Here is a 12,169-nt window from a genome sequence, read left to right on the forward strand (position 1 = left end):
TGCCCAAAACAGAAACGCGGGCCGAAGATCTGAGATCTCCGACCCGCGTTGGCCCTTGGGAGGCGTGTTCTGTTACTTGATACGGCTCATCTTGCCGAGCATGGCGGTCTCGAGAGCATCTCCGGCGCTCAACTCTGCCAGCTTCTGGCCGGCGAAAACGTCACCCTCGTTGGCAGCCTTGCGGAAGATGTTGCGCGCTGCCGGAATGTCCTTGGCGATGCCTTCGCCGTTTTCCAGCATCAGGCCGAGATTGACCATGGCGTCGACATTGCCGCGGTCAGCGGCCAGCCGATAGAACCTGGCAGCCTTGGCGTTGTCTTCCGGCACCAGCTTGCCTTCGTCGAGGATGACCGCGAGGTTGAAGGCGGCAGCGTCGTCCCCGGCAAGCGAGGCGCGCTCGAACCATTCCATTGCGAGCTTGCCGTTGACCGCCGTACCCATGCCGTCGCGATAGGAAACGCCGAGATTGTAGGCGGCGAGAACATTGCCGGCGGCGGCGGCCTTCTGGTTCAGCGTGAATTCAGTTGCCGTATCGCCCTGTTCGCCGACGAGAACGGCATAATTGGTCATCGCCAGGGCATGGCCATGTTCGGCCGCCTCGCCGAGGATCTTCAGCGACTGGATCTTCTGGCCGGCCTTATCCAGAACCCGGGCCAGCTGGAATTCGGCGCGCGGGCCACCATTCTGGTTATAGGCCTCGCGGCATGCCGACAGCGCGACGCCAATCTTGATGTCTTCGGTGGCAACGGCAGGGAAGGCCGGATTGCGCTGCAGGTCAAAAATGCTGCCTGCTTCGCGGTCGCAAACTTCAGTTGCGGTCAGTTCGCCGGCGCGGGCCGAAGGAAGAGCAATTGCGGCCACCGCCAACAGGCTGACCATGCCCAGAAGCAGGGCGTTGACGATGCGGGTGCCGGATGCGCTACGATTTGCCATGGTGCTCTCCCCTCTCTTGATGCCAACCTATCCGGGACGTCGTGCCCCGGCTGTTCCAGTGGGAACAGCCTGAAGCGGAAAGCTCTGGCGAACTACCCATACCTAGTGGTGATGGTGACAAGCGCCTGCCCGTGGGCCGCTTGCATCCGGGAATGCCGGGGTTATCCTCGAAGGGCCGCCACGATGTAAGAAGGGGAGAGAGACAATGGAAAACCGAGCAGCGCCCCTGCGGCAGATGCTCTTGAGTCGCCGTGTTGTCATTGCTGGCCTGTTGCTGACGGTGGGCGGAAGCAGCGTCGCCACGTCATGGGCGAGCCCGGCGGTCGGCAAGGCAACGGAGATTCGCGGCGATGTGCGGCGCAAGCAGGCCGACAAGGACGATCCACTGGCGGTCGGCGGTCAGATCTTCGAGAACGATCGCGTTCACACCGGCACGCAGAGTTTCGCAACCTTGAACCTCGGCACCGATACGCGTGTGCTGCTTGGAGCGGAAACAGAGTTGCTGGTCGACAGTTTCATCGCCGGCCAGGGTGGCACGCTGGAACTCGGCCTCGGTCGCATGGTCTTCGACCGTCCGGAAGGACTGCCGAAGGTCGATGTCGCCGTGCGCACCGCCTTCGGCATGATCGGCGTGCGCGGCACCAAATTCTTCTGCGGCCCAAGCAAAACCGCCTTCGCCGTGTTCGTCGAACATGGAAGCGTGTCGGTCGAAGGTGCAGGCGTCACACGGGTTGTCGCAGCGGGTGAGGGCGTGGAGTTCGGCAAACCCGGCGACGCACCAACCGAGCCCGTCAACTGGGGGCAGGCGCGCATCGCGGAAGCCTATGCCAGCGTCGGGCTCTAAGTCCGTTTCCGGAAAACGTCCCTGAACGCGTCTCGCCATGCCGCATCGCTGCGCAGCGTGCCGTCTCAGTTTTCCTCGAGAACCGTGAAGAGTTCCATGGTCGCAAAACCGCGGATCTCGTGGCTGCCGAGTGAACGCAATGGCTGCGTGCTCTCGGCTGCCGCCGCCGGGCCGATACAGATTGCGGTGCCGAGAAACTTGTTCGCCTCCTGCAGACGCGCGGCCAGATTGATCGCGTCTCCATGGGCGGTGTAGTCGAGTTTGCCGCTCGCGCCGACATCGCCAACGACTGCGGGTCCGGTCTCGACGCCGATCCGCGTCCGGGCAAAGCCGTTGGCGGCGAACTGCGGGCGCTTGCGCATTTCTTCGGTCAGCACTCGGATTGCTCGGGCGCATGCAATCGCCTTGTCGACATGTTCGGGTAGATCTTCAGGTGCGTTGAAGAAGGCGTGGACGGCGTCGCCCACGACCTTGTCGACCATGCCGCCATGCGCGGCCACCAGTGCATTGACCTCGGCAAAGTAGACGTCGAGCAGGGCGATGAGTTCGCGCGGCTTCAGCCTTTGCGACAGGGAGGAAAAGCTCTCGATGTCGGTGAAGAGGGCCGTCACCTGCCGTTCCTCGCCGGCCATGCGCGAGAGGCCCGGATTGTCGATATAGCGCGCGACGACCGATTGCGGCAGATATTGCGAAAACGTCTGCCGCGCCGCGGCTTCGGCGCGCCGCACCCGGGCAAATTGCAGCACGCTCGTCACCACGAGAACTGCGGAAAGGGCGATCGAGATGCTGACCGCATCGATGAGCCAACCGCTGATGTCATAGATGACCGCTGCTGCCGCAATGACAGCTGCGACCGCGACGATGCCAAGTATTGCCGATGCCAACGGTCGAAGCCGCGTGGCGGCGAAGGCCACGCCAAGGCCGGCCAGGAATGCCGCAGCCGCTTCTGCGAGCGGCATGAGACTGCCGCGCTGCGGTCTGAAACCGGTCAGGATCGCGTTGGCGATGTCCGCGTGGATCTGGACCGAGGGCTCGAGTGGCATCGAAGCGCTGGGCCTGAGACCACCCAAGCTCGGCAGGCTGCTGCCGATGAGCACGAGCTTGCCGGCGAAGCGGTCTGCCGGCACTTTGCCTAAGAGCACGTCGGCGGCCGAGACGGTGCGATTGGCGAGACGCTCGGGCGCGCTCGCGACAAAGCGAAGGCTGCCGGTTTCGTCGAGCGTGATCACGTTCCCTTCGATGCGCAGCCAGGCCGGCGCGCCGCCGAGGATCGGCGTGCCGGCGCCGCGCATCAGTCGCGTCGCCTCGATTGCCAGTGTCGGATAGGCGTCGTTGCCGAGGATGGCATAGGCCTGCACCCGGCGGATCCGTGCGTCCTCGTCGCCGACCAGGAACGAGGCTGCCGCCGATTTCGCCTGGTCCATGAAGGCAGGACAGGACATCTCGGCGCCATCAAGGAACCAGAGTTCGGGAGCGGCAAAGGGGCGACTGAGAGCGAGCGGTGGCACCGGGCGCGGCCGCTCCTGCAGCGTATCGGCAACGAGAAAGCCGAGAACGACGGGGACTTTTGCAAGGGCTGCAGAGAGCGTCGCATTGCCGGCCGCCGACGCGTCGCATTCGGAACTGAAGACGAAGTCGACGGCCACGACCCTGGCGCCGGCCGTTGCGAGCCGCTGGACGAGATCGGCGGTTGCTGCCCGGTCCCATTCGCCTGACGTACGGGACTGGTGCGCCTGCCGGTCGATGTCGACGACGACGATGTCAGGCGATTGTGGTGCGGGAACCCATTGCGTCAGGCTGTCGAAGAACAGTTCGCGCTGCGTTTCCAGCACTGGTTCGGCGTAGAGATAGAGCGCAATGGCGGCAAGCAGACTTGTCAGGAACCCGCCGGCAAGCGGAGGCAAACGCAATCGCCGGCGCGGCGCAGCGGCCATGCGTTTCAGTCCTCCTCGGGATCGGCAATGCTCTGCAGGCGGCCGACCTTGCAGGCGATGATGCCCTCGTTCCTTCTGATCGCGCCGCTCTCCTCCAGCCACTGGATGGCGCGGTTGACCTTCGGCCGGCTGGCACCGAGCACGCCGGCGATGTCCGTCTGGCTCATGGTGAGTCGGAGATTGGCGCTTTCTGGCAACTCATTGCCGTGGATCTGCCGCAGCGTCGCCAGGAAGAAGCGTGCCACCCGGGCGTTGAGATCATAGAGCGCGATCGTTTCCAGCCGCTCGGTCGTGTCACGAAGCTGGGCACAGAGGAAGCGGATGACCGCTTCGGCCGCCTCCGGGCGGCCGGTGACGATGTCGAGGAAGGCCTTCTTGCCGATGACATAGCCTTCAGACGCGGTCATGGCCGTGGCGTCGGCGGAGCGTGTCTGGCCGTCAAGAACCGCCATTTCTCCGAAGATCGCGCCGGCTTCGTGCTGGCGTAGCATCAGCTCGCGGCCCTGCGGTGTGATCAGCGATAGTTTGATGCGCCCGGAGATGACAACGATCATGTAGTTGCCTTCGTCGCCGCGCTGGAAGATCACCGTGCCGGCGGGCCATTTCCTGTAGGTCGCGATTTCGGAAAGCTCGGCGATGGTGGTCTTGTCGAACTCTTCGAAGATCGGAAACGAGCGCCAGAATGCCGGGCTCTTGTTGATTTCATTCATGACATGCCCCCGTGCGGCATTCCCCGGCCGCGGTGAAATTCTTCGCCCACAGGCTCTTTCCTTGCAACAGAAAAGAACGCGACCGTGATGTTGTGGCCACTCCCGGGCCGAAAGCGTGTGTCGCAAACCGCTGTCTGAGGCGAGTCAGATTGACGATGTCTCTAGATCGTTTCATCTTTGTGAACGATCTGTCGCTTGCGCGGCGGCTAGATGATTTTGAAATTGCTGATACTTCTGTCGTCAACAACAGTTTCTCACAGGAGCCTCGCATGTCTCAGAATGTTGTCGTCCTCGTTGGACGCATCCTGCTTTCCATCATGTTCATCATGGCCGGTTTCGGCAAGCTCACGGATCCGTCCGGCGCCGCCTATATGATCAACAGTGCCGGCTGGCCGGCAGCGACTGCACTTGCCTATCTCGCAGGCGTCTTCGAGCTGGTTGGCGGTATCGCCGTTCTCGTCGGTTTCCAGACGAAGATTGCGGCCTACCTGCTGGCGGCATTCACCCTCGTCACTGCTTTCGTTTTCCACAGTGGCGCCATCAATAATCCGGCCTTCCCGCCGGAAGCCAATGGCTTGCTCACCGTCTTCAACGGCCTGATGATGATGAAGAACATCTCGGTCGCCGGCGGTTTCCTGGTGCTTGCCGCCTTCGGTCCCGGCGCGCTGTCGATCGACAAGCGCGGCGCCTGAGGCCGACCATGCCGCGCGCCGGCATCAGCGCGCAAGGCATACTGAAGTTTACCGCGTTGAGACAAAGCCCGCCGCTCCGCCGGCGGGCTTTTCGCATGTCAGGGATAGATCACGCCCTTGCGCAGGATGACGTTGCCATAGAGCCTTGGCTCGCTCGTCTGGACGACGGTATGGGCCGCCTTCACCCGCGGATAGAAATCCGCACCCAGCAAGGGAACGACGCGCCTTGCCGGCTCGTGCCGGCCGCAGCACTCGATGATCTCGCGATGCACCGGGTCGAGTGCGTTCTTGTCCTGCTTGACCGTGGCACGGAAGATGGCCTCGGGCACGAAATCGTCGATCGGCAGCACGCTCAAAATGGCGTCGAGCACCGGGATCAGCCCATGCCCGTCGAGCCGGACGAGACGGCGTGCATGCTCCTGTCCCGGATAGTTGCCATCGACCAGCGCGATCTCGTCGCCGTGCCCCATGGCTCTCAGCGCAAAGAGCAGTTCGGGACTGAGGATCGGGTTTAGTCCTTTCAGCATCAGCCGAGCTCCTTGAAGAGAACATTGGTGTCGAGCAGGTAGCGCGAGAACAGTGGCAGGCTGGCGCCGCCGATGGCGCGTGCGTGACTGCCGACCAGACCTTCCACCAATTCCGGAATGGTGACGCCCTGAAGGTCGAGGTCGTAGAGTGCCTTACGGGTGGCGGCCAGCAGCCGGGCTCGGACCCAGGGCGGGAAGCCGCCGTCGATGACGACGGCGGAGAAGTCGACGATCGACACGGCCGAGACGACCGCCTGCGCAAGCGCTGCGCCGCAATCGTCGATCCAGATGTCGAGCGGCTCGCCGAAATCGATCCAGTCGTCGGCCGAATACCAGAGCGGCCGCGGATCGATGCCGCGCTCGCGCAACAGGTTTTCGAGCACGAAGACCGAGGCGATCTTCAGGAGCTGGATGGTTTTGCCGTCCTTGGCCGAGACAGGCAGCGGACCAACGGCGCCAGCCGTGCCGGTGCGCCCGGTAAACAGCGCGGAGTTGAGCACGATGCCGCCGCCGATGAACGAGCCGATGTAGAAATAGACGAAATCGGGATAGCTGGCGCCGACGCCGAAGGCGAGTTCGGCACCGCAGGCGCTGGTGCCGTCATTCTGCAGGAAGACCGGATAGGTGGTGCGGGCAGAGATGGCCGCCTGGAGATCGACGTCGCGCCACTTGTTCATTTCTTCCCGCGGCGCGCCGACTTCCTCGGCCCAGTTCCACAGCTCGAAGGGCGTGGCAATGCCGACGCCGGCGATCCGCTTGCGCTGGTCCGTCGGCAATTGTTGCTCGAGCGTCTCCATGCCGGAAATGATGAAGTCGACGAGATCGGCGGGCTGAGGGTAGGCGTGCACATGGTGCAAGTGCAGCCGGATATTGCCGACGAAGTCCATCAGCACGAGATCGGCGCTGCGCCGGCCGATCTTGACGCCAAAGGAATAGACGGCATCCGGGTTGAGCCGCATCGGCGTCGAGGGCTGGCCGACCCGGCCGCGCACCGGCGCGCCCTTGACGAGCAGGCCATCGCTTTCGAGCGCCCGCATGATCACCGAAACGGTCTGCGCCGAAAGGCCGGACCGCCGCGCGATGTCGGCCTTGGAAAGCTCGCCATGACGCCGCACCAGCGACATGACCAGCCGCTCGTTATAGGCGCGCACGCGCGTCTGATTGGCCCCGCCGCTCGGGTCGATGACCTCAGGTTGCATCGGTCCTTTGTCGGGACCGTCTGTCAGTGACATGCCACCGTCTCCTCCCGTTGGCACTTCATCAGTAGGGCGGGATGCGGGCGGACAACCGCATGCGCTTTTCCTCATCCCACTCTGGTGCCTGCCTGGCGCAGGTCTGTTGTTTCCGCTTGTGGCGGCCCTGTCAAATCTCTGGCGCCCCGGCTTGCGACCGCCGCACCACAGCGAAAGAATGACACATCGAAATAATAATTCAATTTGATTTATTTATTGACACCCCGGAAATTTAGTGTTTGTTTTTGTCTCGGAAGCGCCAATTGCAGCGGAGGAGAATGCTGCGTCGGTGTGCCCGGGGCCGGTCCGCCGGCACGATTTTCAATCCTTGGGAGGATTTCATGAAGAAGACTGTTCTTTCCGCTGCTTTTGGCGCGCTGTCGCTTGGCGTCGTCTTCGCCATGCCGGCGCAGGCTGCTGATGTTGGCGCCTGCCTCATTACCAAGACCGATACCAATCCCTTCTTCGTCAAGATGAAGGAGGGTGCCACCGCCAAGGCCCAGGAACTCGGCGTGACGCTGAAGTCCTACGCCGGCAAGATCGACGGCGACCATGACAGCCAGGTTGCAGCGGTCGAATCCTGCATCGCCGATGGGGCGAAGGGCATCCTGATCGCAGCCTCGGACACCAAGGCGATCGTCGACCAGGTCAAGAAGGCGCAGGAAGCCGGGCTGCTCGTGATTGCACTCGACACCCCGCTTGATCCCGCGACTGCAGCGGACGCGACCTTTGCCACCGACAACCTGCTTGCCGGCAAGCTGATTGGCCAGTGGGCCGCCGCCACCATGGGTGATGGCGCAAAGACTGCCAAGATCGGCTTCCTCGACCTGACGCCGTCGCAGCCGACCGTCGACGTCCTGCGCGACCAGGGCTTCATGATCGGCTTCGGCATCGACCCGAAGGACCCGAACAAGATCGGCGACGAGGATGATCCGCGCATCGTCGGCCACGACGTCACCAACGGCAACGAGGAAGGCGGCCGCAAGGCCATGGAAAACCTTCTGCAGAAGGACCCTGAGATCAACGTGATCCACACCATCAACGAGCCGGCTGCTGTTGGCGCCTACCAGGCGCTGAAGGCCGTCGGCAAGGAGAAGGACGTGCTGATCGTGTCGGTCGACGGCGGTTGCCCGGGTGTGAAATCGGTCGCCGAAGGCGTCATCGGCGCAACCTCGCAGCAGTACCCGCTGATGATGGCCGCGCTCGGCATCGAAGCGATCAAGAAGTTCGCTGACACCGGTGAAAAGCCGAAGCCGACCGAAGGCAAGGACTTCTTCGACACCGGCGTTTCGCTCGTCACCGACAAGCCGGCCTCCGGCGTCGAATCGATCGACACCAAGGTCGGTACGGACAAGTGCTGGGGCTGATTGCCCGGCCTTGACGGTCACGACGACAAAACAACGGAAGGGCGGCCCCGGCCGCCCTTCGCGTAAGCGCCGATGTCTTTGACAAGGCGAAGAAAACCGCGCAGCTTTTAATGAGTGCTATTGCCCGCGTCTTGGTGGGCGGGCTGTGCACGACACCATCGCAACCCCTTGGGAGTGGGGTTCACGGGAGGAAGGTCCATGGGCGAGCCCAACACAGCCGCACAGCCATCCCAGGAATTCGAAAAGGTCCTGGTCAACAGTTCGACGCAGGTCGCGTCGTTCGATACGCATGACAAGACGCCGATCCAGAAGATCCAGCATTTCCTGCATTCGACGCCGGCGGCCGTGCCGTTCATCGTGCTGGTCGCTGCGATCCTGATCTTCGGCATCGCCATCGGGGGCAAGTTCTTCTCGTCCTACACGCTGACCCTCATCCTCCAGCAGATCGCCATCGTCGGTATCCTCGGCGCCGCGCAGACGCTGGTGATCCTAACTGCCGGCATCGATCTTTCGATCGGCGTCATCATGGTGCTTTCGGCGGTCATCATGGGCAATTGCGCCGTCACCTACGGCCTTCCGGCACCGATCGCGATCTTTATCGGCTTCGTCGTCGGCGGCGCGTGCGGCTTCCTTAACGGTTTCCTGGTGTCCAGGGTCAAGCTTCCGCCGTTCATCGTCACGCTCGGCACCTGGTACGTGATCATGTCGACGAACTTCATCTATTCGGCCAACGAGACGATCCGCGAAGCCGACGTCACCGCCGTCACCCCGATGCTGCATGTGTTTGGCGTCAGCTTCAAGGTTGGCTCGGCCGTGCTCACCCTCGGCGTCATCACCATGGTCGCGCTGGTCTTCGGCCTCTGGTATGCACTCAACCACACCGCCTGGGGACGCCATCTCTATGCCGTCGGCGATGACCCGGAAGCGGCGAAACTTTCGGGTATCCGCACCAGCCGCGTGCTCTTGAGCGCCTATACGCTGGCGGGCCTGATCGCAGCCCTTGCCGCCTGGGTCTCGATTGGCCGCAACGGCTCGATCTCCCCCTCGGCAGCGGTCACCGACTACAACCTCCAGGCCATCACCGCAGCTGTCATCGGCGGCATCTCGCTCTTCGGTGGACGCGGCTCGATCCTTGGAACGCTGATCGGCGCGATGATCGTCGGTGTCGTCTCCATGGGGCTGAACATGATGGGAGCCGATCCGCAATGGAAGGTCTTCCTCACCGGCGTCTTGATCATCACCGCCGTCGCAATCGACCAATGGATCAGAAAGGTAGCAGGCTGATGGCCCAGGAACCCATTCTCACCGCGCGCGGCCTGGTCAAGCGATACGGTCGTGTCACGGCCCTCGATCATGCTGACTTCGATCTCTACCCGGGCGAGATTCTTGCCGTCATCGGCGACAACGGCGCCGGCAAGTCCTCGATGATCAAGGCGATTTCCGGCGCCGTCACGCCGGATGAGGGCGAGATCAGGCTCGAGGGCCAGCCGGTTCACTTCCGCTCGCCGATGGACGCACGCTCGGCCGGCATCGAGACGGTCTACCAGAACCTGGCGCTGTCGCCGGCGCTGTCGATCGCCGACAACATGTTCCTCGGCCGCGAGATCCGTAAACCCGGCATCATGGGCAAGCTCTTCCGCACCCTTGACCGCTCGGCGATGGAACAGAAGGCGCGGGCAAAGCTCTCCGAGCTCGGCCTGATGACCATCCAGAACATCAACCAGGCGGTGGAAACGCTCTCGGGCGGCCAGCGCCAGGGCGTGGCGGTGGCGCGTGCCGCAGCCTTCGGCTCCAAGGTGGTGATCATGGATGAGCCGACGGCAGCCCTTGGTGTCAAGGAAAGCCGGCGGGTGCTGGAGCTGATCCTCGACGTGCGCGCCCGTGGCCTGCCGATCGTGCTGATCTCGCACAACATGCCGCATGTCTTCGAGGTCGCCGACCGCATCCACGTTCATCGGCTCGGCAAGCGGCTCTGCGTCATCAATCCGAAGGAGTACACCATGTCGGACGCCGTCGCCTTCATGACCGGGGCGAAGGAGCCGCCGCGCGAGGCGCTCGCGGCATGAACGTCGAGCCGATCGCAGACGAAATCCTGAGGCGGGCAGCCGATGCTGCCCGTTTCGTCGTCGCCATCGCCGGGCCGCCCGGTGCCGGCAAGTCGACGCTCGCCGACACGCTGGCCGAGGCCTTGGTCGCCGGCGGCGAAAAGGCGGCGGTGCTGCCGATGGACGGCTTCCACATGGACAATGCGGTGCTTGAAGCGAAAGGCCTGCTTGCCCGCAAGGGCGCACCGGAAACCTTCGATGTCCGGGCTTTCCTGTCGACGATCGCGGCCGTTCGCGCCCACGACGGCGAAGTGCTGGTTCCGGTCTTCGACCGCTCGCGCGAGATCGCGATCGCATCCGCCCGCATCGTCGCGCCGGAGACGCGGATCGTCCTGGTGGAGGGCAACTATCTGCTGCTCGACGAGGCGCCCTGGAACCGGCTCGATGGGGCCTTCGATTTCTCGATCTTCATCAACCCTGGCGTCGAGGAACTGGAGCGACGGCTTCTGAAGCGCTGGTACGATCACGGCTATGACGAGGAGGCCGCACGGAAAAAGGCCTTTGGCAATGACATCCCGAATGCGCATCGTGTGGTCGATCATCAGCGACGCGCCGATCTCGTGCTTGCGGATTTCTGAGTGATGGTCGGATTGCGGATTGTGTTTCCGGGCGCATTGGTGTTATCGAGACGCGGTTCCACCACATGAGTAACCGCCCGCCACCCGCGCCTGCCGGCTGCACAGCCGCGCGCGCGGATCGGGCGCGAGCACCGGGAGCGGGATCAGGAAAAGTGTATGCGGATTTCCGCCTGCATCCCGCCCTGACCTAGGAGAACGCTGACCATGCAAGACCTCGTTATCCGCCGGCCGGATGATTGGCACCTTCACCTGCGCGACGGCGACATGCTGAAAGGCGTTATCGCCGATACCAGCCGCCACTTCGCCCGCGCGATCATCATGCCCAACCTGGTGCCGCCCGTCGTCACCACAGCAGACGCCACCGCCTATCGCGAACGCATTCTTGCAGCTGTTCCCGCGGGAGACCGCTTCGAGCCGCTGATGACGCTCTATCTCACCGCGGGCACCAGCCCGGACGACGTCGAGGCCGGCCACAGGAGCGGCCTCGTCAAGGCGATCAAGCTTTACCCGGCGGGCGCCACGACCAATTCGCACAGCGGCGTTCGCAACATCGACGAGGCGATGCCGGTACTCGAGCGCATGGCAAAGATCGGCCTGCCGCTCTGCGTGCATGGAGAAGTCACGAGCTCGGATGTCGATATCTTCGACCGGGAAGCCGTGTTCATCGAGACCGTGCTCGACCCCTTGCGCAAGCGCTTGCCGGAGCTGAAGGTGACGATGGAGCACGTCACCACCAAGGACGGCATCGACTATATCAAGGCGTCGAAGGCGAACCTCGCCGGCTCGATCACCACCCATCACCTGATCATCAACCGCAACGCCATTCTCGTCGGCGGGATCAAGCCGCACTACTACTGCCTGCCGGTCGCCAAGCGCGAAAACCACCGCCTGGCGCTGCGCGCAGCGGCCGTCTCCGGCGACAAGCGCTTCTTCCTCGGCACGGACTCGGCACCGCATGTCGACCCGCTGAAGGAATGCGCCTGCGGCTGCGCCGGCATCTACACCTCGATCAACACCATGAGTTGCCTGGCGCATGTGTTCGAAGAAGAGGGCGCACTCGACAAGCTTGAAGCCTTCGCTTCGCTGAATGGCCCAGCCTGGTACGGCCTGCCGGTCAACGAGGAAACGATCACGCTCCGGAAGCAGGCGGACGCCGTAACCTATCCCAAGAAGATTGAGACCGGTGCCGGTCTTGTCACCGTGTTCGATCCGATGTTCCCGCTGCACTGGGCCGTTGTCTGAAGGAG

12 protein-coding genes and 1 pseudogene are annotated in these 12,169 nt (G+C 63.4%); 7 read left to right on the top strand and 6 right to left on the bottom strand.

Annotated features, from left to right (window positions below; genetic code table 11):
- Positions 1-72: 72 nt before the first annotated feature.
- Both MKZ91_RS22410 and MKZ91_RS22415 read right to left on the bottom strand, forming a co-directional pair.
- Complete coding sequence (locus tag MKZ91_RS22410) at positions 73-411, bottom strand: tetratricopeptide repeat protein (protein ID WP_336173288.1); 339 nt, start codon at positions 409-411, stop codon at positions 73-75.
- Positions 388-879, bottom strand: a pseudogene (locus tag MKZ91_RS22415) (sel1 repeat family protein); the annotation flags it as partial. The pseudogene MKZ91_RS22415 and the gene MKZ91_RS22410, both read right to left, overlap by 24 nt.
- A 280-nt stretch (positions 880-1,159) precedes the next feature.
- Between MKZ91_RS22415 and MKZ91_RS22420 the strand changes: the two are divergent.
- Positions 1,160-1,777: a FecR family protein gene (locus tag MKZ91_RS22420; protein WP_336173289.1), complete on the top strand. Its 618-nt coding sequence runs from the start codon at positions 1,160-1,162 to the stop codon at positions 1,775-1,777.
- 65 nt (positions 1,778-1,842) lie between these two features.
- Here MKZ91_RS22420 and MKZ91_RS22425 read toward each other — a convergent pair whose 3' ends face one another.
- Both MKZ91_RS22425 and MKZ91_RS22430 read right to left on the bottom strand, forming a co-directional pair.
- The gene (locus tag MKZ91_RS22425) at positions 1,843-3,711 is read right to left on the bottom strand and encodes a CHASE2 domain-containing protein (RefSeq protein WP_336173242.1); all 1,869 of its coding nucleotides are present in this window, start codon (positions 3,709-3,711) and stop codon (positions 1,843-1,845) included.
- A 5-nt stretch (positions 3,712-3,716) separates the two neighbouring features.
- Complete coding sequence (locus tag MKZ91_RS22430) at positions 3,717-4,421, bottom strand: Crp/Fnr family transcriptional regulator (protein WP_336173243.1); 705 nt, start codon at positions 4,419-4,421, stop codon at positions 3,717-3,719.
- Between the two features lie 269 nt (positions 4,422-4,690).
- Between MKZ91_RS22430 and MKZ91_RS22435 the strand changes: the two genes are divergently transcribed.
- A complete protein-coding gene (locus MKZ91_RS22435; RefSeq protein WP_336173244.1) occupies positions 4,691-5,113 on the top strand; it encodes a DoxX family protein in 423 nt (140 codons plus the stop codon).
- 98 nt (positions 5,114-5,211) lie between these two features.
- On the opposite strand, the gene MKZ91_RS22440 is transcribed toward MKZ91_RS22435, so the two are convergent.
- Entirely contained in the window at positions 5,212-5,640 is a 429-nt protein-coding gene (locus MKZ91_RS22440) for an RbsD/FucU family protein (protein WP_336173245.1), read from the bottom strand.
- A complete protein-coding gene (locus MKZ91_RS22445; protein ID WP_336173246.1) occupies positions 5,640-6,872 on the bottom strand; it encodes an ROK family transcriptional regulator in 1,233 nt (410 codons plus the stop codon). Before MKZ91_RS22445 ends, MKZ91_RS22440 begins: the two co-directional genes overlap by 1 nt.
- A 341-nt stretch (positions 6,873-7,213) precedes the next feature.
- On the opposite strand from MKZ91_RS22445, the gene MKZ91_RS22450 reads away from it, so the two are divergent.
- The 5 genes from MKZ91_RS22450 (at position 7,214) to pyrC (ending at position 12,164) form a co-directional block, all read left to right on the top strand.
- Entirely contained in the window at positions 7,214-8,239 is a 1,026-nt protein-coding gene (locus tag MKZ91_RS22450) for a sugar ABC transporter substrate-binding protein (RefSeq protein WP_336173247.1), read from the top strand.
- 198 nt (positions 8,240-8,437) lie between these two features.
- Positions 8,438-9,523 (top strand): ABC transporter permease, encoded by a 1,086-nt coding sequence (locus tag MKZ91_RS22455; protein WP_336173248.1) that lies wholly within the window; start codon positions 8,438-8,440, stop codon positions 9,521-9,523.
- On the top strand, positions 9,523-10,305 hold the full coding sequence (locus MKZ91_RS22460; protein ID WP_336173249.1) for an ATP-binding cassette domain-containing protein: 783 nt from the start codon (positions 9,523-9,525) through the stop codon (positions 10,303-10,305). Before MKZ91_RS22455 ends, MKZ91_RS22460 begins: the two co-directional genes overlap by 1 nt.
- A complete protein-coding gene (locus MKZ91_RS22465) occupies positions 10,302-10,922 on the top strand; it encodes a nucleoside triphosphate hydrolase (protein WP_336173250.1) in 621 nt (206 codons plus the stop codon). Before MKZ91_RS22460 ends, MKZ91_RS22465 begins: the two co-directional genes overlap by 4 nt.
- A gap of 204 nt (positions 10,923-11,126) precedes the next feature.
- Positions 11,127-12,164, top strand: coding sequence for a dihydroorotase (gene pyrC, locus MKZ91_RS22470; RefSeq protein WP_336173251.1), 1,038 nt, complete (start codon positions 11,127-11,129; stop codon positions 12,162-12,164).
- Positions 12,165-12,169: the final 5 nt, after the last annotated feature.

This window comes from Ensifer sp. MJa1 (assembly GCF_037026475.1).
Taxonomy (GTDB): domain Bacteria; phylum Pseudomonadota; class Alphaproteobacteria; order Rhizobiales; family Rhizobiaceae; genus Ensifer.

Coding starts and splice junctions, on each gene's coding strand:
- MKZ91_RS22410 (WP_336173288.1), bottom strand. CDS start 411: ATGGAATGGTTCGAGCGCGCCTCGCTTGCCGGGGACGACGCTGCCGCC.
- MKZ91_RS22425 (WP_336173242.1), bottom strand. CDS start 3,711: ATGGCCGCTGCGCCGCGCCGGCGATTGCGTTTGCCTCCGCTTGCCGGC.
- MKZ91_RS22430 (WP_336173243.1), bottom strand. CDS start 4,421: ATGAATGAAATCAACAAGAGCCCGGCATTCTGGCGCTCGTTTCCGATC.
- MKZ91_RS22435 (WP_336173244.1), top strand. CDS start 4,691: ATGTCTCAGAATGTTGTCGTCCTCGTTGGACGCATCCTGCTTTCCATC.
- MKZ91_RS22440 (WP_336173245.1), bottom strand. CDS start 5,640: ATGCTGAAAGGACTAAACCCGATCCTCAGTCCCGAACTGCTCTTTGCG.
- MKZ91_RS22445 (WP_336173246.1), bottom strand. CDS start 6,872: ATGTCACTGACAGACGGTCCCGACAAAGGACCGATGCAACCTGAGGTC.
- MKZ91_RS22450 (WP_336173247.1), top strand. CDS start 7,214: ATGAAGAAGACTGTTCTTTCCGCTGCTTTTGGCGCGCTGTCGCTTGGC.
- MKZ91_RS22455 (WP_336173248.1), top strand. CDS start 8,438: ATGGGCGAGCCCAACACAGCCGCACAGCCATCCCAGGAATTCGAAAAG.
- MKZ91_RS22460 (WP_336173249.1), top strand. CDS start 9,523: ATGGCCCAGGAACCCATTCTCACCGCGCGCGGCCTGGTCAAGCGATAC.
- MKZ91_RS22465 (WP_336173250.1), top strand. CDS start 10,302: ATGAACGTCGAGCCGATCGCAGACGAAATCCTGAGGCGGGCAGCCGAT.
- pyrC (WP_336173251.1), top strand. CDS start 11,127: ATGCAAGACCTCGTTATCCGCCGGCCGGATGATTGGCACCTTCACCTG.